The sequence below is a fragment of the Bacillus cereus genome (assembly GCF_025917685.1).
Classification (GTDB): Bacteria; Bacillota; Bacilli; order Bacillales; family Bacillaceae_G; genus Bacillus_A; species Bacillus_A cereus_AT.
Genome location: NZ_CP089518.1, coordinates 3,537,741 through 3,558,244, shown reverse-complemented (window position 1 = coordinate 3,558,244; position 20,504 = coordinate 3,537,741). Strand labels below are relative to the sequence as shown.

Below are 20,504 nucleotides of genomic sequence, written 5' to 3'. Positions count from 1 at the left end.
AGTAGATGGGGAAAATTCGCAAACTCGATGACCAACTCTCTAACTTAATTGCGGCAGGGGAAGTAGTAGAACGCCCTGCCTCAGTCGTAAAAGAACTTGTGGAAAATTCTATCGATGCGAATAGTACATCTATTGAAATCCACTTAGAAGAGGCTGGTTTATCGAAAATTCGCATCATTGATAACGGTGATGGTATTGCCGAAGAAGATTGTATCGTCGCTTTTGAGCGACATGCGACGAGTAAAATTAAAGATGAAAACGATCTGTTTCGCATAAGAACACTTGGTTTCCGCGGTGAGGCGTTGCCGAGTATTGCCTCAGTTAGTGAATTAGAATTAATCAGTAGCACAGGTGATGCACCTGGTACACACCTTATCATTAAAGGTGGAGACATTATAAAGCAAGAGAAAACAGCGAGCCGAAAAGGAACAGATATTACAGTACAAAACTTATTCTTTAATACACCAGCGCGTCTTAAATATATGAAAACCATTCATACAGAGCTAGGGAATATTACAGATATCGTGTATCGTATTGCAATGTCACATCCAGAAGTATCGTTAAAACTGTTTCATAATGAAAAGAAATTGCTTCATACGTCAGGAAACGGTGATGTAAGACAAGTACTTGCATCGATTTATAGCATTCAAGTTGCGAAGAAGCTTATTCCAATTGAAGCCGAATCTTTAGACTTTACAATTAAAGGTTATGTAACATTACCAGAAGTAACGAGAGCGTCACGTAACTATATGTCAACGATTGTAAATGGCCGTTACGTTCGAAATTTCGTATTGATGAAAGCTATTCAGCAAGGATACCATACATTACTGCCAGTTGGACGATATCCAATAGGCTTCTTATCGATTGAAATGGATCCAATGCTTGTTGACGTTAACGTACATCCAGCGAAATTAGAAGTTCGTTTTAGTAAAGAACAAGAATTGCTAAAGCTTATCGAAGAAACGTTGCAAGCAGCATTTAAAAAAATACAGCTCATTCCAGATGCAGGTGTAACAACGAAGAAAAAAGAAAAAGATGAAAGTGTGCAAGGACAGTTCCAATTTGAGCATGCGAAGCCGAAAGAGCCATCTATGCCGGACATCATTTTACCGACGGGCATGGATGAAAAACGAGAAGAACCACTGGCAGTAAAACAGCCAGCACAACTGTGGCAACCGCCGAAGCAAGAATGGCAACCACCACAGTCGCTCGTAAGAGAAGAACAAAGCTGGCAGCCATCCTCTAAGCCGGTAATAGAAAAAACGGTTCGAGAGGAAAAGGAATGGACTAGCAACAATGATGATTTTGAATTAGAGGAATTGGAAGAAGAAGTTCACGAAATAAAAGAGATTGAAATGAACGGTAATGATTTACCACCGCTTTATCCAATTGGACAAATGCACGGAACATATATTTTTGCTCAAAATGATAATGGGTTATATATGATTGATCAGCACGCAGCGCAGGAACGTATCAATTATGAATATTTCCGTGATAAAGTAGGAAGAGTAGCGCAAGAAGTACAAGAACTACTTGTACCGTACCGTATTGACTTATCTCTTACTGAATTTTTACGTGTCGAAGAGCAGTTAGAAGAATTAAAAAAAGTTGGACTATTTTTAGAACAGTTTGGCCATCAATCCTTTATCGTCCGCTCGCACCCAACGTGGTTCCCGAAAGGACAAGAAACAGAAATCATTGATGAAATGATGGAGCAAGTTGTAAAACTGAAAAAAGTAGATATAAAAAAACTACGCGAAGAAGCAGCGATTATGATGAGCTGTAAAGCTTCAATTAAAGCAAATCAATATTTAACGAACGATCAAATATTTGCTTTACTTGAAGAACTACGTACAACAACAAATCCATACACATGCCCGCACGGAAGACCAATTCTTGTGCATCATTCTACTTATGAGTTGGAGAAGATGTTTAAGAGGGTTATGTAGGGTTAATGTCCAAAGAGAAAAAGTTCGTTCCCAGTTATTTGAAACGGTTTGAAAGTGCCTAGTATTATTTATATGTGTTGAAAGAAAATAAATATGTAATAGCAATGTTCTTTACAGTTATTTTAATAAAATATTGAGAGAAATAAAAAGGAGCGATAGTAACAAATCGCTCCTTTTTAATATAATTCTTTTGCAACTATATTTTAAAAATTCATTTATAAACTAGAGATAACCTATTTGTAATTTATATGTGTTTTTTTATTTTTTTGTAAGGAAAGGGTTTTTAATTTACAGATTTATCAGAATTATGTAAAGTGTAGATAAAACCATAAAATGGGGTGTTCTTTATGTGTACTAGTTTGACATTACAGACAAAAAATGGTCAGCATCTTTTTGCAAGAACGATGGATTTCACATTAGATTTGAATCAAGAAGTAATAATCATTCCTCGACATTACCAGTGGAATAATATAACTGGTGAAATCATTAATACGAAACATGCTACGGTCGGAATGGGGATTAATCATCAAGGAAGGATCATTATGGCGGACGGAGTAAATGAAGCAGGTATGACATGTGCAACACTCTATTTTCCAGGATTCGCTACTTATAGTCAAAGCATAGATGACAACAAAACGAATTTAGCTCCATTTGATTTTGTGACTTGGAGTCTGACACAATTCAATTCTGTCAAAGAGTTAAAGAAATCTGTAGATAGCCTTGCCTTTTTGGATATACCATTACCGGATTTAGGACTTACGCCACCACTACATTGGATTTTAGCGGATAAATGGGGAGATTGCATCGTACTGGAGCCGACAAATGAAGGATTAAAAATGTATGACAACCCACTAGGAGTGATGACGAATAGTCCGGAGTTTAATTGGCATTTGCAAAATTTAAGACAATATATTGGCCTTAAATCGCAGCCATTCGCGCCAACTGAGTGGAGTAACTTACCATTAAGTGCTTTTGGTCAAGGTTCAGGCTCAATGGGACTTCCAGGGGATTTCACCCCGCCATCAAGGTTTGTGCGGGCAGCATATGGCAAACAAAACATTCAAGGTATAGATAGTGAAGAAGAGGGAGTATCGGCCCTATTTCATATCTTATCAAATTGCGAGGTTCCTAAAGGTGGAGTAATAACAGAAGAAGGTGCATTAGATAATACCATTTATACAAGCGTAATGTGTATGGAGTCTGGAACATATTATTATCATACCTACGATTGTAGACAAATTATAGCCATTCATTTATTCCATGAAAATTTAGATACAGATGAGATTAAAGCCTATCCATTCCAACGGAAACAAAAAATATTTTATGAAAACTAAGTAGCTTTGAAACAACGTTTAGTAAATTTTTAAATATATATAATAGAGCAATAATGCCTATATCATTCTTGGGTGCTTCTTTAACTTTGTGATTCATCAATCTACTCCTTTCTTCAATGACTCCAACGAGTAAAATTTTGCTGGTAGGAACATTGGCTAAGGATTAGTGGAAGTGGACTTTATTTCCTAATGTATTCGAATAGTATTATCCTGAATAGCTCTGAAGACGCTAAGAAACTTATTTTTTCATTAAACTAGCTTTTATTTCTTCTAGAAGTGCCATTAAAGTGCTATTATGCAAAGCAAACATGAGCGGACTCTATTTATAAATAGCAAAGAACAAAAAAGGTATGGAAAATATCCATACCTTATATTAATAATTCAAGTTCGTCCATTATCTATGTATAAAAAAGCGCCGTATATCAGCACTTTTTAAAGGTACGTAAATTGTATAATAAGGATTTCTACATTATTAAACACATAACTATGCATGGCCAAATATTGATTCTTATTTGGTTAATTGTTATAAGGATCTATACGATTATTTATTTTTATTATTATTAATTTTTTCAGTATATAAAACCTGCTCTTTATAATGCTTTTTAATTGGGAAGTTATGTGTACCTGTGCCGTTCTTGAATTTTTTTTCAATGGGGTTCTTTAGAGGGACTGTTGTAGTTTCAGTAAATTCATATGGGTAATTTATTTTAGATTTATCTTCAAACATGAAAATGCCTCCTTTTTAGGATTTCCTAAATTCTTTACTATAACATGATATGCATATAGAGTTTTTTTGGACTAGTTATTTATATAGGTTAGAACAATTTAATTACATAACTACTGAAATATTTTTAAGGAAAACAATTGGAGAAATATATTGTAATGATAGCTGTGCATTATTATTGTTGTTTAAGTTATCGTGGTGTGTTCGAAATTCTGTGGGGACGTAGCATATTGGTCTATCTAATAACCATTATGTGATGAGTTCTTTTATTTATCAGTGAAACAAACAATGCATATATATTCGTTATAGATTGTTTTTATAATGTGACTTATATGGGATTTTCCTGATAATATAATGTGGAATATTATATTGTTATTAGGTTATTAGGAACATTTAATGTTGTTTCACAACTGAAAGCGAATTGAAAAAGAAATGAAACTTTTCTCATAAAAATTCAATCTTACTTGAAAAATGAAAGGAAAATGAAATTTTCCAAAAGAAATTCTTTGTTAAGATAAAAAGCATACATAAAAAAAGTATTGACATATCTTAAAAATGTGATTTCAAGATATAGTGGGGGAAAAGATGAGAATAGAAAAACAATTAATAAAAAAGATGTATTATGAAACATTCCTAATGGAAAACGAAACACATCCACCTCTTCAAGTACTAGGAGAAGCTTATGTAAACGAAGAAAAAAATGAGATTTCTGATGGATCTTATATTCGTTTTGCACAAGGTGAATTTTATTATCACCATCAAGATTTTGAAGCAGCTATTTTTAAATGGGAGAAAGTTAGTAATGAATTAGCGCCATGGGCACAAAAAAATATTGCGGATGCTTACTTCGAACTTAACCAATTATCAGTTGCTGAAAATGTGTATACTTCCATTACTACTGATAACAAAATACTTATGACCGAAATTGTACTGCAATTACTGTCTCTTTACATCGAGCAAAATAATTTTGATTCAGCTTTCGCTGTTATAAAAGAAGCGGTTTCTTTAAATCCCGATTATCCAAACGTCACAACAATTGCACGTTCCTTTTATGAAGAACAGCAAGATTTTGATAGTGCAGTAGAGCTGGCTGTGAACGAGTTAATTCGAACAGAATCTTATCCATGGTTTGAGGTTCTAAAAGAATATATCAATAAAGGATTTACTAAAAATATTTCACCAGATTATTTTTATAAAGTATTAGTAACATTAAATAATGTAGATCAAGTACAATTTACGCAAATAGTTTCATCACTTTGGCGCAGCTATAAAGATGAACAAAATTACTTATTATGGCTTAACACAATAAATGAATTTTTTATACATATCGAAATACATTCGTCCGATATATGGGACAAAATTTCTTCACTTTACGAAGAAACATACTTTGAATTAATTCAAGGTCAATATATGCTTAGACAATTACACGATATCATTCCAAATCTGTTAACAAATTGGTTAAAAGTAGTCAATCCCTCTCATGCTGTATTTCCATCTGCAGCAGTATTGGCATGGGATGAGATTTTTCCTTCTAAAATAGATTCAGCGGATATAAAAGACGCGGAAAACCTACTGTCATATTCTATTAATCATGTGAATGGCTTAGAGTATAGTTTACATCTTTTTGAATCTATTACAGACTGGGCACAAGAACATGATTTAGAAATGGGTCACCGATTTAGCTGGTTAGTTGGCGAGCTTGCAGATTTAAGAACAAATCGCCTATTAGTAACTGGAACTTCAGGAAACGGAAAAGCGTCGTTTATTAACTCTATTTTAGGAGAAAATATATTAGAAAACTCAATCTCAAATGTGGTTGTTTTTAAAAATGACGCTTATACAGAAATTAACGCTATAACAGATTCGGAAATTACAACAACTGAGAATTTCTCTGATTTCCATAACATGATGGCAGTGCACCGTCAAACATATAGAGATAGAGCATGTGTTGAATTTAAATTACCATGCAGATTTTTAAGTAAAAACAAACTTACATTCGTTGTTACACCTAGCTTTAATAGGAACAATGATGCAAGAGATGAGGTATTTGAATATTTAAATTCCGTAGATGAATTATTATTCGTATTGAATGCGGATTCACCTTTTACTGACAAAGAACGTGACATTCTATTAAGTATTCAAGAACATACACCAAATCTACAAGTTCATTTCTTATTAAATAAAATCGATAACATTTACAATGAAGCAGAAGCAAAAAGAGTTATACAAGATACGCAAGTGAGAATAAATACATATTTCCCTAATGCAAGAGTTTTCCCTTATTCTTCGTTATATACAAATAGTAAACAATTAAACGATTTAACTGAGTTTATTCATTTTAACTTTAACTATAAAAATATCGATGCAGAACGTAATGAAAAGCTATTGTTTTTCATTCGAAAAACAATTACATATCTTTTGGATAAACGCGTCGAGAAGGAAAATAATCTAGTGGATTCTATTAATTGGAATGAAGATACGTTAGTTAAACTTAATGGTTGTATTAATAACCTTACTGCTTTTGAGAAGGAAAAAATTCATTTAATTACAGAATCATATCGTACGATGAAAAATGAAATTACTAATGATCTTACAGAACATATTCCGAAACTATTGCAGAGTTGTTCCGATTTAATTAGTGAAGAAAGCGATTTTGGTCACATTGATATTGCACTAAACACAGCGATGAATGAAAGAGTGCAACAATATCTAGAACAAACTGTATTACCTAATCTTGCTCGCTCTATGCAAAATTGGATTGCAACTTCTAATAACGAACTCCTTCAAAGTCAATTGTACTTAGAAGAAACCAGTGAAGGGCTTAATTCTTTATTTGGAGAAAATCGAATACAGTTAGAATGTGACTTTAAAGTAATTGATGACTGGCGTAGAGATACTGATAGAATGACAACTAGAATACAAATGGAAGAGGTAAATATTTTACGTCGATTTACACCAGCGCAATTTTTACTGAAAAGTGCCGGTAAATTATTTGGAGTTCTTCCTAAAAATAAAGCTATGCTATATAACAAATACAAACAGTATTTAGAAAATGAAGATTATACCGATGTAACGGCTTCTATTATGAAGAAGTTTTTCTTGCAATTTGAGCTGTTTGAAAATACACAAGAGCGGGATATTAATATGTTCTTTAGAAATCCATTTGGCGCGTTGGAACAAGCTGTAAAAAACACTCATTTAGAAATAAAAGAAAAACAAGATAAACTGCATAAAATGAAATCAACCCCTGAAGTTTACCATGATCCTATAAAGCTCTTTGAATTGAGATTACGTCAATGTGAAGTAATTTTAAATATAGGTGATGATAATACCTATACAGATGTAACTTTAGAAACAAGCGTAGAATAAAAGTAAAATATATCAGTTTTTTTATATGAAATTGCACCATGTGTTATAAGAAAGTAAAAAGGGAGCAGCTTTTAATAAGTTGCTCCCTTCGCATATATAGATTATTTTTCAGTTTCTTTAATTTTAGTTTTTACTTCTCCAGTTTTAATTTTATTACTTTCTGAGAAACGTAATAAATCGCCTTCAATAATTTTGTCAGACATTCGTAATTCATTTTGTGCACGGTTAATGAGTGCTTGTGCTTCTTTTTTTGGTAAATCTACAATTTCACCTGTTATGCGGTCATAGAAAGTGTTGTTTGTGTATGCATACTTGTCTGTAATAAAGCTACCATCACGTAAAACAACAAAACCGGTATATTCATCTGAAAACATATCATGACCAAAACGGATATCGTTCGTACTATCAATCCCTAATAAATTTAGAATAGTAGGTTTCATATCGATTTGTCCCGTAGGCTTTGAAATCGTTTGACCTTCTGTTTGGCCAGGCATATGAATATATAAAGGTGTACGTTGTAAATTTAAAGTATCAAATTCTGTTATTTGATCTTTTTCTAAAAACTGTGCCATTGCGCGATTATGTTTTTCAGAAATGCCATAATGATCACCATACAAAACAATAATAGAATCATCATATATTCCCTCGGCTTTTAAACGCTCAATAAATTTTTTAATTGATTCGTCTAGGTAACGTGCTGTTACGATATAACGATCAAACACGCCATTACCAGAGTTATATGGTTCAATGAATTTTGTATCTTCATCATACGTAAATGGATAATGGTTCGTTAAAGTAAGGAAACGAGCGTAAAATGGTTGATCAACAGTTTTTAATATATCTACTGATTGATCAAAGTATTCGATATCTTTTAAGCCCCAATTTAAATTTGTTTCTGGCGTAATTTTGTAATCAAGTTCATTATAGTAACGATCATAACCGAGAGCAGAGTACATGATATTACGATTCCAAAATGTTGCGTTATTCGCATGGAATACAGAAGTAAAATAGCCTTGCTGACGTAAAATTTCTGGAGTCGCAGTATAATCATTGTTACCGTGCGTGAAGAATACAGCTCCTCGATTTAATGGATACAACGATGTATCTATTAGAAATTCAGAATCTGATGTTTTTCCTTGCCCAGTTTGGTGGAAAAAGTTATCAAAGTAATAGCTTTCATTTATGAATTCATTCAAGAACGGTGTAACTTCTTGACCATTGACGGATGCACCTATTAAAAAGGTTTGCAAGGATTCAAGAGTAACGACAATTACGTTTTTTCCTTTCGCTGCACCAAACATATTAGGATTTGGTTCACTTTGGTTTGCTTTTACGTAGTTTTCAGTTTCTTGTAATTTACTACTATCTGCAAGTGCCTTTTGGGATCCTGCTTTTACTTGTAGTGTTAAATCATATACTTGATGAGTGTATAGTCCTAAATTTTTCACAAGCATTACGCGGTCGAAGGATCTCGTTAATAATTCAGGTCGTTCTTTTTCTGCAAGATGTAGATTCGCAAAAAATACACCAATCGTTAAAAGAAAATATAATAAGCGTGCAGAATGAGTTACACGTGCTGTTTTAAAGACTATTGCTTTCTTTTTTAATAAAATAAAGAAGAAAATAATGTCTACGAATGCGAGTATAATTTTGTAGTTCAATATTTCTATAATACTGCCGCCTAATTGGCCAAAGTTTGATGTTTGTCCAAGTACTGGCAACGTAACGAAATCATTATAAAAATCATAGAACATTACATTCCCAACAAGTACGATTGTTAATAAGAAATTAATACATAGCGCTATATAATTTCTCTTTTCACCGGTTGCAAATAATGCTAATCCAACAAATGCTAACGATGCAGCGAGAGGGCTAATAAACAAAATAAATTCTTGTGTAGAAGACTCAATTTTTAAATCAAAACTGAATCGCGTAATAAGATATGTTTTTAACCATACTGCTAAAGCAATTATTATAACAAAGCTTATATTTTGCATTTGTAAATTTATTTTATTCTTCATTTTTACACCTTCTTTATAGAGTTTATTTAACTGAGGTTATATATTATATTTTTATAACTATTAGAGTGTGGTGAACTATTTAGACTATATTTTTCTAAAGGTAATAATTTGAAGTATTCATATACATACAATGGAGAATTTTAAAGCGAAGTAACATAAATCTAATTTTTTTAGAAACGGAGCAGAAAAAGTCATAGTTGTAGTAAAAAATACTTATAGACATCCTAACATATTAAACCCTACGGCGATGTTACAAAATATCGAACAAATAAAAGTGAAAATGAATAGAGACTTGTAAAACTATTGACATTCAATTTGTTAGAATTGAATGTCAATAGTTTTACATACATGGTTATATTAAATATGTATCTTGTAAAATCCCGATTCTTTGTAGGTTAATCAGTAGCGAGGGAAGGATTTCATTCATGCTATTACTACATAAGTAAAGTACTGATGAAGCTCAAAATATTTGATTGGTATTTAAATTATAGCGATTAAATGTCAGACAAGTGTTTTCCGACATACAGACCGCTTGCGGCTGCTTGAGATAATGAATGAGTGACGCCTGAACAATCTCCAATTAAAAATAGCCCATTCATACTTGTTTCAAAATAGTTATTGATTTTTATTGTAGGAGCGTAGAACTTGCCATCAATTCCATATAATAAAGTATCTTGATCGATAGGCTCTTGTATAAATTGTTCTAAACGTAATAAAAATTTTTTGAGTCCTTCAATATATAATGGAGGAATTTCTTTATTCAAATCTCCATAATCTCCGTGTAGTGTAGGCTGTATACGATTATGTTTCATGTTGTTCTCCGCTGTAGGTTGTTTCTTTATTAAGTCCTCTAAACGCTGTATAACAATCCGATCTCGTCCTTGGTTAATGTTTTTAATAATTGAACTTGCGTATACATTTGCTTCTTTGAGAGTTGGAAAATAGCGCGGGATAAATAAAGTGAAATTTAAGTTAGAAGTGCCAGTTTCTTGCTCTCGGAAATTTTGACCGTCAGGCATAATCAAGCCGTCTTCGTACTTTCGAATAATGCGTCCTTTTGGATTCATACAGTAAGTAGTAGCCGTGAAAAGTTCATGCTCATAAGAAAGTTTCGTCTCAAATGTATCTTTTAATATAGTACGTAATTGGTGTTCTTTCATCTCTACTCTAATACCTAAATCTACACGAGTTTGCTCTTGAGAAATATTTAGAGAAGTGCACATTTCTTTTAACCAATCCGCCCCGGAACGTCCTGTTGCAAATACGATTTGCTTAGATTGAACTATTCCTTGATTTGTATCTATTTTAAAATGATTTTTCTGTTTCATGATATGCTCTACATCTATATGAAATCGGATATTTATTTTCGTAAGTAAAAATTCGTAGAGCTGCTGAAAAATGTTACTTGAAAGTGTAGTGCCAAGATGCCTTACTTCTGTTGTCAGCATTTGTAAACCACATGTCTCAGCTCTCTTAGTGAGATTTAGATTTTCTGTAGAATATTTTGAAACCGAACTTCCGCCAAACTGACATAGAATTTCATCTACTTCAGCCATGAGTTGTATAAAAGCTTTTTTACCTACTTTTTGCTCGAGTTCGCCTCCAAATCCATTTGTATAATTAAATTTCCCTTCAGACTTTCCTAAACCACCAAATCCGAAATATTTATCACATGTGTTACAGTTACACGTTTTCCCTTGGTCTAAAGGACAATTCCGATGTTCTAGCGGTTTACCTTTATCAAGAATTAAAATGTTTTTGTTACTTTTAGCTAATGCATAAGCCATAAAAATGCTACTCACTCCAGCTCCGATAATTGTAACGTCATACATATTTTTCCACCTGCTAACGAATAGTTTATTTGCTATTTTCCTAGTGTATAACAAATTATGAAAGGTAGGAAATAGAAATAGCATTAAGCTCTGTATACAGTTATTTCATTGAAGGATTGTGACTAAATATTGGTTTTGCCGATAAAGTTATTAATTGTGAAAAAATAAATAACGAAAATGCACAGCTTTTAGAACTAAATAAATCTGAGAAAAGAAAAGCAACTTATACGAAACGATCAGTTACTTTTTATTGTCAAAGTGGATGAGCAAAAAAACACAAAAGTGGTGGGTCCGTTTTTTACAAACTTCTATTATGATAAGAGAAGAAAGGTAGTATGTTATTCATGTTTTAAAATAGACTGGCCTTAGAGAGGTGAAAGACAATGAGTTTTGCGATTTCACTAGTTGTTATTATTGTAGTTGTATCACTATTTGGGACCGTACTAGTCGCAAGAAATGTAGAAGAGAATTACGGTAAGTCTACAAAGAGGAATGTAAAAAACTTATCTGCTATCTATATCATTCTTCTTTTAGGGCTTCTTGTGGGAGTTACTTGGTATGCGGTCGTTATTTTATAGAGTGTGTATATGATGAAGGAGTTAATGCATTGATGAAAAATGAGCGCCATGTTTTAGTTGTTTTCCCGCATCCAGATGATGAGTCGTATTGTGTGACTGACACGATTTTGGCTTATACGGAGCAGAAAGTCCCTCTTACCTTGAATTAGTTGATTACGATCAAAGACCATACCTCTATAACATTACATGTCCTGTATTAATAATACGAGGAGAGAATGATTATTTTGTTCCGGAAAAGTATGTGAGAGAATTTGAAAAACACCTGAGAAACGTGACGTTCGTTGAGTTGAAAAATAGTGGGCATTTGCCTTATTTAGAACAGCTTACTAATTTTAATGTGACGGTTGAGGTGTTTTTAAACCATGCGTTTGATTAATACCATTTTTACAGTGAATACTGTTATTAATGAATTCAGGACACTAGCTTGGAGAGGAGGGAACTAAATGGAATGGAAACTGAATCGTGCAGATAAGATACCAGTGTATAAACAAATTGCTGATTACATTGAAAGAGGCATTTCTACCGGTGAATTCCCTTCTGATAGAAAATTACCTTCCGAGCGTATGTTAGCACAGAAGTTACAGGTGAACCGGAGTACGGTAGTAGCTGCTTATGAGGAATTAAAATCACTCGGGGTAGTAGAACGACAAAAAGGAAGCGGCACTCGGGTGAATACAGACATATGGGGTGTGTCACATAAACGAATACCGAACTGGGGGAGGTATGTTGAGGATGGATCGTTCTTACCTAATGTACCACTTGTTCAACAAATTCGAACGGAAACACAAAAAGATGACTTAATTAATTTAGCGAGTGGTGAATTATCACCAGAATTAATTCCAAGTGATAGATTCCGAACGATTTTGTCGGAGAAAACATTTATGGAAAACCTCGGTTATGACCATCCACTTGGAAATGAAATGCTGAGAAAAACAATTGCAGCACATGTTCAGCAATATAAACAAATTGAAGCAGGTTCAAGTTCTATACTTATTACATCTGGAGCACAACAGGCGCTGAATCTTATCGTTCAATGTTTATTAAAGCCTGGTGATGCGATTGCAATTGAGGATCCGTCGTATTGTTTCTCACTTCCGATGTTTAAATCCGCTGGTTTAAAAATATTCCATTTACCTGTTGATCAGCATGGAATGAATCCGGATGATTTAATTGATTTGCACAAAAAGCATCGTATTCGTATGGTGTTTTTGAATCCGGATTATCAAAATCCAACTGGCACTGTGCTTTCAGTAGCGAGACGTAAAAAAATTCTAGAACTGTCTTCTGAATACGGTATACCGATTGTTGAAGATGATCCGTATAGTTTGACTTCTTTTAATGGAGAAGTGAATCCCACATTAAAATCAATGGATCAAAATGGGAATGTTCTTTATGTAAGTTCATTATCAAAAATTGTTGCATCAGGATTACGTATTGGTTGGGTAATTGGTCCTACACGCGTAATAGAACGTTTAGCAGATGCGAAGCAACAAGTTGATTTTGGTCATAGTGTATTTACACAGTGGGTAGCAAATCAATTTTTAGAATCAGAAGATTTTCATGCACATATTACAATGCTTCGTGGACAATTGAAACAAAGAAGAGATGAGTTAATTAAAAAGATTGAAGAATTATTAGGGGACCGAGTTGAATTTTTCGTTCCGGAGGGCGGAATACATTTATGGTGCAAAGTGCAAGGAACGTTTGATGAATATCATTTGTTAGGTGAATCGATACGAAATGGTGTAGCATTCGTTCCAGGAAGTGTTTTAGGTTCTAAAAGTGAATATATTCGTTTTACTTTTGGGAGAGTAGACGTAGAACAAATTCAACTGGGAATTACGAGGTTTGCAGAAACGTTAAATGAGATTTCGTAATAGTGATGCTCGATATTGAAATGAGGGAAAAAAATGAAGTACGTGACGCTTTTACTTCAAGTAGGCGTGCTATATGTATTTAGCTTAGCTGGTACGTGGATTCAGGGAGTATTCCATCTATCAATGCCAGGAAGTTTAATTGGGATGTTAATGCTGTTCTTGCTCCTCTCCACTCGTATTTTACCGTTAAACTGGTTTGAGATAGGTGCAGAAAAGTTAATAATATTTTTACCATTATTTCTAATTCCTTCGACAACTGGGTTAATGGAATACGGGTCTTTTCTTTTAAGTAAGGGGAGTATTATATTTCTTTTAGTTGTTGCAAGTACGATAGTAACATTGATTATTTCAGGTTATGTAAGTCAATTATTAATAACATCTAAAAAATAAAATTGACAAGGTGCGCTATTCAAATGGTCTTAATTTTTATTACTGTAGTGATTTATTTATTGGCGACAAAGCTATATAAAAAATTTACGTTTCCATTTACTTTACCGGTGTTAACAGTTACGACGATTATGATTTGTATATTTCTTACCTTCGGGATCTCGCATCAAGATTATAAGGAAAATGGGGGAGATATTCTTTCAAGCTTCTTGAGCCCTGCGATTGTAGCATTAGCAATACCGCTATTTAAGGAACGAAAAATACTTATGAAAAACTTCTTATCAATACTTGTTGGGGTAGTAATCGGTATAGTAGCTTTAATAAGTTTGAATGTAGTGATTGGGGAAATGTTGAATATAGATAAGGAACTTATATTAACAACTATCCCGCAATTAGCGACGATGCCTATTGCAATTTCATTAGCCGAGCAAATTGGTGGTATCCCATCTATGACAGCTAGTTTTGTAGTTGTTGCAGGAATAACAGGTGCTATTATAGGACCGACAGTACTTAAGCTTTTCCGTATAACAAGTACAATTGGAAAAGGAGTAGGGATGGGCTGTGCATCACATATCATTGGTGTGAGTCGTTTAGTGAAAGAAGGAGAGAAAGAGGCAACTATCGGTTCGGTAACGATGATTGTAACAGGGATACTTATTAGTATATTAGTACCTTATGGAATTAAATTTTTATTTTAAAAATTAATGAATCGTAATAAGGAGTATAACACTACTCGTTTTAGAACGTAATGGAGATGATGAAAGTGACAACGTGGTTTATAGTTACATTATTTATTTTTGGTGCTCTTAAAGTATTAGTTTCTAGTATGCCAACTTCTGTTGTAGAATCAATTATTAGTAGATTCGAATTACATCAAAAACTTGATGAGGAAAATACTACTATAACAGTAGATGGGGAAAGTATAGAAGGAGAAATGAAACTTCAAGTTATCCATGAATTTAATGAGGCTTTATTTTTAGATAAACATTATTTTCCGCCACAAGGGAATGGTACACCGATAGTCATGGAGACGAAGAAAGGAAAAAGAGAGATTAGATTTTCTATATATAGCTACGAGGAACACGTTGATGTAATAAAGCAATATAAAAAGAAAGTAGTTGCATATCGTTTGCGATCAAAAAGCCTTCAAAGTCGTTCAGTAGCAGTAACTGAAGATTATGCTTAAGGAGAGACCGTTATAAAAACGGTCTCTTTATTTTTAGCATCCAATTATAAAATGTCCAAATAAGAGAAAAGAAAATGATATATCCAAACAAAGAATAACTATGCTGCCAATTCATATTATGTACAAATAAACCTAATCTCTCAGCAACTTGTTCAAAAATACTAGCACAAATACCTATTGAAAAAATAAATAGAGTTCTAGAAACTGTAGATAATTTTTTTGAAATTTGTATAAAAGAGGCTGTTAAAATCGGCAGTACAAACAACGTAAAAGCTATGTTAACTGAAAATATGGATGAGAAGGGCCTAACTGGAAAGGAATATAGTTGTTTATTAACAAAGAAAGCATCTAAACAAGTTCCAATAATAGCAGAGAAAAAAACTGTAATTATTAAAGCTAGAAAGTCATTCTTCCTCTCGGAGGAGGACATTTTTCTTTGCGAGAATGGCAAGTTCAATTTTCTCGAGTGTTTTGCAATAGTCTTCTGTAATTTGTCCACTTATCTTTTCCTCCTTATCAACTAAGTAATTTACAACTTGCCAATCAGTAAACCAATCTTTACTTTCATCTTCTTCATGTTTCATATCGCGCCATGCATAGATGAGTGCAGGGCTGTATATACGATATGCGCCACTACGCAACTGGCATTTCTTTATTCGGCGTTTATAAAACTCACGGGAAAAAGATTCATTTACACTTGAAAATAAATGAGGCCAGTAATCTTTTCTTGATCCTGTATGCGGATGATTTTGGGCCCAGCTTATTATTTGAGATAAAACATGTGTATCCCGAAATAATAATGAATACAACCTTTTTCCGATTAAGATTCGTTCATGTAAGGAAGTAAAATGTTTCATTGTATCACCAAATAGTAATACTTTTTGTTTCTTATCGTTTTCGTAGAATGGGAAAAGGATATGATTAAACTGAAAGAAATCAAAGAGCTTAAATCCAATACTATTTAGTACAGTCTTTTGAAAGTGAGCATTTTGAATAACTCTTTTTTCTAAGTAGTTTTGTTCATTAATAATAGTTGCAATCGCTAATGTTTTTTTGTTACCTGTTTTCCAAAAATCGTTCCACATCGTTTCCATAAATGTAGAAACATTTAGGTGAGGGAGAAGGTGAAATAGCCTTTGAGATCTTTTTACACTTTGTTCATATAGCAAAAATTGAGGATATACATCTTGGAAAATAAGCCAATTTCCTCTTTCTAAGAAAGAAAAAAATGTAATTTGATCTTTCTCAGATAAAATTCTCGTATATAAATCTCCCTTTAAATCGGTCATATTCCAACCACCGTTACGTGATACCATATGCCCAAGTAGTGCCCAATGTATTTCTGGATATTGAATGTAAAATTGGTAGTATGCACGTGTTCTTGTTACATTATTTTTATTTAGTTGTTTTGTTTGTGCTTTTATGTTGTCGATGATGAGTTGCTCTTCTTTCGTTAATTTATACATGGTTCCAGAATGAATGAGTTTGCATTTTTGTTTTAACTCGTTTTTTACATCAAATAGGGAGAGAGGAAGTGCTTTGGAAGCTTCATTATATGTATTATTTGAGTTGCTTTGGTACATTCCATTACCTCCCTTTTCATGAATTTAAACATGATATTGGTTATGAATCATTCTATTTATTTTATTACGAGTATATGAAATAAATGAGCGGTGTTTTTTTACAAGTAATATAGTTATCGAGCAAACAGTATGAAAAAATCTTACTGTTAAGAGGTGAAATGAAAAACAGAAACTATGTTTAATAGTTTCTGTTTTTTTATTTTGTCAATTTAATGTAACAAACGACGATTATGATTTGAATCAATTGAAAATAATTCAATCGCGTTAATAAGTACAATTTTTATTGAAATGTATGGTAGGAGGAAAAGGAATGCTTAATAAAATAATTTTAATTACTGGTGGCACAGGTTCGTGGGGACATGAACTTATAAAACAACTATTAGAAAGATCGCCGAAAGAAATTAGGGTTTTTTCAAGGAATGAAACGGTTCAGTTTGAAATGCAGCAACAGTTTATAAATGACAATAGATTAAAATTTATTATTGGAGATATTCGTGATAAAGACCAACTAGTCTATGCTTGCCAAGGTGTACATTATGTATTCCATCTTGCAGCTTTAAAACATGTTCCAGTATGTGAGTATTATCCCTATGAAGCTATAAAAACAAATATACATGGTACGCAAAATATAATTGAAGCATCAATCCAGAAGCAAGTTGAGAAAGTTATATATGTTTCAACTGATAAAGCGGCCGACCCATCAAATACGTATGGGATGACAAAAGCAATTGGTGAAAAGTTAATGATTCATGCGAATGTGCAAACGAAGAAAACAAAATTCATTTGTGTTCGTGGTGGAAATGTTTTAGGGACGAATGGAAGTGTGGTACCGCTCTTTAAAAAGCAAATTAAAAAGTCTTCACAGGTAGGGATTACTGATGAAAATATGACTAGATTCTTCTTAACAATTGAAGATGCTGTTGGATTGTTATTTAAAGCAGCATCTGAAGGAAGAGGAGGGGAAATCTTTGTTATGAAAATGCCAGCATGTAAAATAACGGATTTAGCAACAGTATTGATTGAAGATTCAAAAAAAGAAAACGTGAAGATAAAAGAAGTAGGGATAAGACCTGGTGAAAAATTAAGTGAAATGCTTTTATCTGAGGTAGAGAGTAAAACAAGTATTAGTTTTGATCAAAATTATTTTGTGGTACTACCGACTATTCCTATAGAAGGACTTCAAGAATATTATGCTAGTTATCCGCTTGTGGATGTGAAGAGTTTTAGTTCTCAACAAGACTTACTTGCAAAACATGAGGTGAAACAAATGTTAGAAAAAGGAGGCTTTTTACGATGAAAAAAAATGCGAGCCTTTTAATAACTGGTGCAAATGGCTTCACAGGGCGCCATGCTTGCCAATATTTTTTAGACAAGGGCTTTCATGTAATTCCTATGTTTCAAAATCGTTCACATAGAGAAAAATGCAGGAATGGAATTACTTGTAATTTAACTAATAAGGGCGAAGTAATGAGGGTAATTAAACAAATAAAGCCAGACTATGTATTGCATTTAGCAGGAAGAAATTCGGTCATAGAGTCTTGGACAGCTGCTCTTGAATACATGGAGATTAATGTGATAGGGACGTTATATTTATTAGAAGCAATTAAGCAAGAAGCCCCCCATTGTAGAACATTAGTTATAGGATCTGCATTGCAAGCAGATAGTATGAACACCATAAAATTTTCAAATCCATATAGTTTAAGTAAAACTATGCAAGTAATCGTCGCAGAGGCTTGGGGTGGGTTAATGGATTCAAATATTATCATTGCAAAGCCCTCGAACTTAATTGGTCCAGGAGTATCGAATGGCATTTGTTCTATTCTGGCAAAAAAAATGATAGATATAGAGTCGGGTAAAAGTGAACCAATTATTGAAGTAAACAGTTTGAAAGATAGTAGGGACTTTCTAGATGTACGTGATGCAGTTAAAGCGTATCATGTGTTATTACGTGATGGTATAAATGGAAAAGAATATAATATTGGATCAGGAGTAAAACGATCTTTATTAGATGTACTAGAACAATATAAAGGATTAACACAGCTGAACTTTACTATAAAAGAAACAGATAATTTTGAGAGTGACTCAAATAAAAGTTTAGTGTTAGAGGATATAAAAAAGTTAGGTTGGGTCCCAAAAATCCAATTTCATCAATCATTGAAAGATGTACTTGAGTATGCGAAGCACAGTGACATCTGCATTTAATAAAAAAGGGTGTAAGAAGTATATGAATGGTTATGAAGCAATAGATAATCAAAGTACGTTATTTCTTTCGATTGTTGATACGCTGGATTGGAAAGATGAAGAAGCGCATGTGTTACACCTCTATGAGGCAATAAATCAATATCGAGCGTATGTGGAAGAAAAAAAGGTTGATCGAACAAAGCCAGCACTAGAGATTAGAACTAGGCATGTGATTCAAGTTTTTGCTCAGTATAAGTGTAGTGAGTATGGAAATGATTTTTATGAACTCATCAAAGATCTTTTACAAGATATAGGACTTGAGTTAAAGATTAATATAAAGCTAGATTTTTAATGATAAAGGTGGATATAAGTTATGAATAAAAAGATTCTCTTTACTGGGGGCGGTACAGCCGGACACGTAATGATTAATATGGTATTGATTCCTAAATTTATGGAAAAAGGATGGGGAGTTGAGTATATTGGATCTCAAAATGGAATTGAAAAATTATTAGTTCAAAATGTTAAATACAATAGTATTTCAACGGGGAAGCTTAGGAGATATTGGGATTGGGAGAACTTTAAAGATCCTTTTAAAATTATACACGGTTGTTTACAAAGTTATAAATTAATTAAGAAAATGAAGCCTGACGTTATCTTTTCAGCAGGAGGATTTGTTTCAGTTCCTGTAGTTATAGGGGCATGGTTAAATCGTGTACCTATAATAATACGTGAACCAGATAGTACGTTAGGGTTGGCAAATAAAATAGCATTACCTTTTTCTAAAAAACTATGCACAACATTTCCTCAAACAGGGGGTAATGTAAGTACTGAGAAGAAGGTTTATGTAGGGCCAATTGTAAGGGGAGAAATTGAGAGAGGTAACGTATTACGAGGAAGAAGCTATTGTAAATTTCAGCAAGATAAACCGGTATTGTTAATAATGGGTGGGAGTCAAGGTGCTAAGTGGATAAATGATATGGTAAGGAAAAGTTTAGATACATTATTATTAAATTTTAATATTGTTCATATGTGTGGTAAAGGGAAGGTGGATTTATCTATTGGCATGGAAGGTTATATGCAATTTGAATATATAGGGGAAGAGTTGCCGCATATACTAAATATGGCAAGTGTTGTAGTTTCCAGAGCGGGTTCTACCGCTATTTCTGAATTGTTATTTTTGAAGAAACCGATGTTGCTTATTCCGTTAACTAATGCTTCCAGTAGAGGGGATCAAGTTTTAAATGCTGACTATTTTTCTAGGCAAGGGTATGCGGAAGTTTTACTTCAAGATAGAGTAAACACTAGTACATTTATACATGCAGTAAATAAGTTGTATACAAATAAGGAGAGATATATTCAAAACATGAATGGATATAAGAAAACAAATGATGAGGGGATTCATCAATTAATAGATATAATAAATGAAGTGGTGAAGTAATAGAAATTTAAATAGAAAAACAAAAGGAAAGAAGGTATCTTCTTT

General features: G+C 33.2%; 17 protein-coding genes and 3 pseudogenes. 15 read left to right on the top strand and 5 right to left on the bottom strand.

Features of this window, described 5'->3' with window-relative positions:
- The first annotated feature begins 5 nt into the window (after positions 1-5).
- Positions 6-1,949, top strand: a complete 1,944-nt coding sequence (gene mutL / locus LUS72_RS18395) for a DNA mismatch repair endonuclease MutL (protein WP_264447757.1) — start codon at positions 6-8, stop codon at positions 1,947-1,949.
- Between the two features lie 347 nt (positions 1,950-2,296).
- A complete protein-coding gene (locus LUS72_RS18390; RefSeq protein ID WP_264447755.1) occupies positions 2,297-3,283 on the top strand; it encodes a choloylglycine hydrolase family protein in 987 nt (328 codons plus the stop codon).
- Positions 3,284-3,824: 541 nt separating this feature from the next.
- Here the strand turns inward: LUS72_RS18390 and LUS72_RS18385 are convergent.
- Positions 3,825-4,010, bottom strand: a complete 186-nt coding sequence (locus tag LUS72_RS18385) for a hypothetical protein (RefSeq protein ID WP_097831000.1) — start codon at positions 4,008-4,010, stop codon at positions 3,825-3,827.
- Between the two features lie 582 nt (positions 4,011-4,592).
- On the opposite strand from LUS72_RS18385, the gene LUS72_RS18380 reads away from it, so the two are divergent.
- A complete protein-coding gene (locus LUS72_RS18380; RefSeq protein ID WP_097831001.1) occupies positions 4,593-7,376 on the top strand; it encodes a dynamin family protein in 2,784 nt (927 codons plus the stop codon).
- A gap of 101 nt (positions 7,377-7,477) precedes the next feature.
- Here the strand turns inward: LUS72_RS18380 and LUS72_RS18375 are convergent, their stop codons facing one another.
- A complete protein-coding gene (locus LUS72_RS18375; protein WP_264447752.1) occupies positions 7,478-9,397 on the bottom strand; it encodes an LTA synthase family protein in 1,920 nt (639 codons plus the stop codon).
- Positions 9,398-9,891: 494 nt separating this feature from the next.
- On the bottom strand, positions 9,892-11,229 hold the full coding sequence (locus LUS72_RS18370; RefSeq protein WP_098361640.1) for a BaiN/RdsA family NAD(P)/FAD-dependent oxidoreductase: 1,338 nt from the start codon (positions 11,227-11,229) through the stop codon (positions 9,892-9,894).
- A gap of 74 nt (positions 11,230-11,303) precedes the next feature.
- Between LUS72_RS18370 and LUS72_RS18365 the strand changes: the two are divergent.
- From LUS72_RS18365 to LUS72_RS18330, 8 genes and pseudogenes are all read left to right on the top strand, one after another.
- A pseudogene (locus tag LUS72_RS18365) lies at positions 11,304-11,438 on the top strand (GntR family transcriptional regulator); the annotation flags it as partial.
- A gap of 174 nt (positions 11,439-11,612) precedes the next feature.
- Entirely contained in the window at positions 11,613-11,807 is a 195-nt protein-coding gene (locus LUS72_RS18360; protein WP_002014626.1) for a hypothetical protein, read from the top strand.
- Between the two features lie 32 nt (positions 11,808-11,839).
- A pseudogene (locus LUS72_RS27330) lies at positions 11,840-11,947 on the top strand (bacillithiol biosynthesis deacetylase BshB2); the annotation flags it as partial.
- A pseudogene (locus tag LUS72_RS18350) lies at positions 11,944-12,183 on the top strand (alpha/beta fold hydrolase); the annotation flags it as partial. The pseudogenes LUS72_RS27330 and LUS72_RS18350, both read left to right, overlap by 4 nt.
- 67 nt (positions 12,184-12,250) lie before the next feature.
- The gene (locus LUS72_RS18345) at positions 12,251-13,684 is read left to right on the top strand and encodes a MocR-like pyridoxine biosynthesis transcription factor PdxR (RefSeq protein WP_264447745.1); all 1,434 of its coding nucleotides are present in this window, start codon (positions 12,251-12,253) and stop codon (positions 13,682-13,684) included.
- A gap of 33 nt (positions 13,685-13,717) precedes the next feature.
- On the top strand, positions 13,718-14,074 hold the full coding sequence (locus tag LUS72_RS18340; RefSeq protein ID WP_097831005.1) for a CidA/LrgA family holin-like protein: 357 nt from the start codon (positions 13,718-13,720) through the stop codon (positions 14,072-14,074).
- A gap of 23 nt (positions 14,075-14,097) precedes the next feature.
- On the top strand, positions 14,098-14,769 hold the full coding sequence (locus LUS72_RS18335; protein ID WP_097831006.1) for an LrgB family protein: 672 nt from the start codon (positions 14,098-14,100) through the stop codon (positions 14,767-14,769).
- A gap of 65 nt (positions 14,770-14,834) precedes the next feature.
- Complete coding sequence (locus tag LUS72_RS18330) at positions 14,835-15,257, top strand: YfmQ family protein (protein ID WP_097831052.1); 423 nt, start codon at positions 14,835-14,837, stop codon at positions 15,255-15,257.
- Between the two features lie 10 nt (positions 15,258-15,267).
- On the opposite strand, the gene LUS72_RS18325 is transcribed toward LUS72_RS18330, so the two are convergent.
- Together LUS72_RS18325 and LUS72_RS18320 are read right to left on the bottom strand one after the other, a co-directional pair.
- Positions 15,268-15,687: a CBO0543 family protein gene (locus tag LUS72_RS18325; protein ID WP_097831007.1), complete on the bottom strand. Its 420-nt coding sequence runs from the start codon at positions 15,685-15,687 to the stop codon at positions 15,268-15,270.
- Positions 15,662-16,840 (bottom strand): DUF2515 domain-containing protein, encoded by a 1,179-nt coding sequence (locus tag LUS72_RS18320; RefSeq protein ID WP_097831008.1) that lies wholly within the window; start codon positions 16,838-16,840, stop codon positions 15,662-15,664. The genes LUS72_RS18325 and LUS72_RS18320 overlap by 26 nt, the downstream gene beginning before the upstream one ends.
- 310 nt (positions 16,841-17,150) lie before the next feature.
- Here LUS72_RS18320 and LUS72_RS18315 point away from each other — a divergent pair, with 310 nt between their 5' ends.
- From LUS72_RS18315 to LUS72_RS18300, 4 genes are read left to right on the top strand one after another with little or no spacing between them, the layout of a single operon-like run.
- Positions 17,151-18,137 (top strand): UDP-N-acetylglucosamine 4,6-dehydratase family protein, encoded by a 987-nt coding sequence (locus LUS72_RS18315; RefSeq protein WP_097831009.1) that lies wholly within the window; start codon positions 17,151-17,153, stop codon positions 18,135-18,137.
- On the top strand, positions 18,134-19,042 hold the full coding sequence (locus LUS72_RS18310; protein WP_097831010.1) for an SDR family oxidoreductase: 909 nt from the start codon (positions 18,134-18,136) through the stop codon (positions 19,040-19,042). The genes LUS72_RS18315 and LUS72_RS18310 overlap by 4 nt, the downstream gene beginning before the upstream one ends.
- 22 nt (positions 19,043-19,064) lie before the next feature.
- Positions 19,065-19,373: a DUF6572 domain-containing protein gene (locus tag LUS72_RS18305; protein WP_097831011.1), complete on the top strand. Its 309-nt coding sequence runs from the start codon at positions 19,065-19,067 to the stop codon at positions 19,371-19,373.
- A gap of 21 nt (positions 19,374-19,394) precedes the next feature.
- A complete protein-coding gene (locus LUS72_RS18300; protein ID WP_097831012.1) occupies positions 19,395-20,459 on the top strand; it encodes an undecaprenyldiphospho-muramoylpentapeptide beta-N-acetylglucosaminyltransferase in 1,065 nt (354 codons plus the stop codon).
- The last annotated feature ends 45 nt before the right edge of the window (positions 20,460-20,504 follow it).

Bases quoted from the DNA above. Each gene is read 5' to 3' on its own strand.
- LUS72_RS18325 (WP_097831007.1), bottom strand. From the start codon at position 15,687: ATGTCCTCCTCCGAGAGGAAGAATGACTTTCTAGCTTTAATAATTACA.
- LUS72_RS18310 (WP_097831010.1), top strand. From the start codon at position 18,134: ATGAAAAAAAATGCGAGCCTTTTAATAACTGGTGCAAATGGCTTCACA.
- LUS72_RS18300 (WP_097831012.1), top strand. From the start codon at position 19,395: ATGAATAAAAAGATTCTCTTTACTGGGGGCGGTACAGCCGGACACGTA.
- LUS72_RS18390 (WP_264447755.1), top strand. From the start codon at position 2,297: ATGTGTACTAGTTTGACATTACAGACAAAAAATGGTCAGCATCTTTTT.
- LUS72_RS18380 (WP_097831001.1), top strand. From the start codon at position 4,593: ATGAGAATAGAAAAACAATTAATAAAAAAGATGTATTATGAAACATTC.
- LUS72_RS18320 (WP_097831008.1), bottom strand. From the start codon at position 16,840: ATGTACCAAAGCAACTCAAATAATACATATAATGAAGCTTCCAAAGCA.
- LUS72_RS18305 (WP_097831011.1), top strand. From the start codon at position 19,065: ATGAATGGTTATGAAGCAATAGATAATCAAAGTACGTTATTTCTTTCG.
- LUS72_RS18370 (WP_098361640.1), bottom strand. From the start codon at position 11,229: ATGTATGACGTTACAATTATCGGAGCTGGAGTGAGTAGCATTTTTATG.
- LUS72_RS18385 (WP_097831000.1), bottom strand. From the start codon at position 4,010: ATGTTTGAAGATAAATCTAAAATAAATTACCCATATGAATTTACTGAA.
- LUS72_RS18315 (WP_097831009.1), top strand. From the start codon at position 17,151: ATGCTTAATAAAATAATTTTAATTACTGGTGGCACAGGTTCGTGGGGA.
- LUS72_RS18360 (WP_002014626.1), top strand. From the start codon at position 11,613: ATGAGTTTTGCGATTTCACTAGTTGTTATTATTGTAGTTGTATCACTA.
- LUS72_RS18340 (WP_097831005.1), top strand. From the start codon at position 13,718: ATGAAGTACGTGACGCTTTTACTTCAAGTAGGCGTGCTATATGTATTT.
- mutL (WP_264447757.1), top strand. From the start codon at position 6: ATGGGGAAAATTCGCAAACTCGATGACCAACTCTCTAACTTAATTGCG.
- LUS72_RS18335 (WP_097831006.1), top strand. From the start codon at position 14,098: ATGGTCTTAATTTTTATTACTGTAGTGATTTATTTATTGGCGACAAAG.
- LUS72_RS18375 (WP_264447752.1), bottom strand. From the start codon at position 9,397: ATGAAGAATAAAATAAATTTACAAATGCAAAATATAAGCTTTGTTATA.
- LUS72_RS18345 (WP_264447745.1), top strand. From the start codon at position 12,251: ATGGAATGGAAACTGAATCGTGCAGATAAGATACCAGTGTATAAACAA.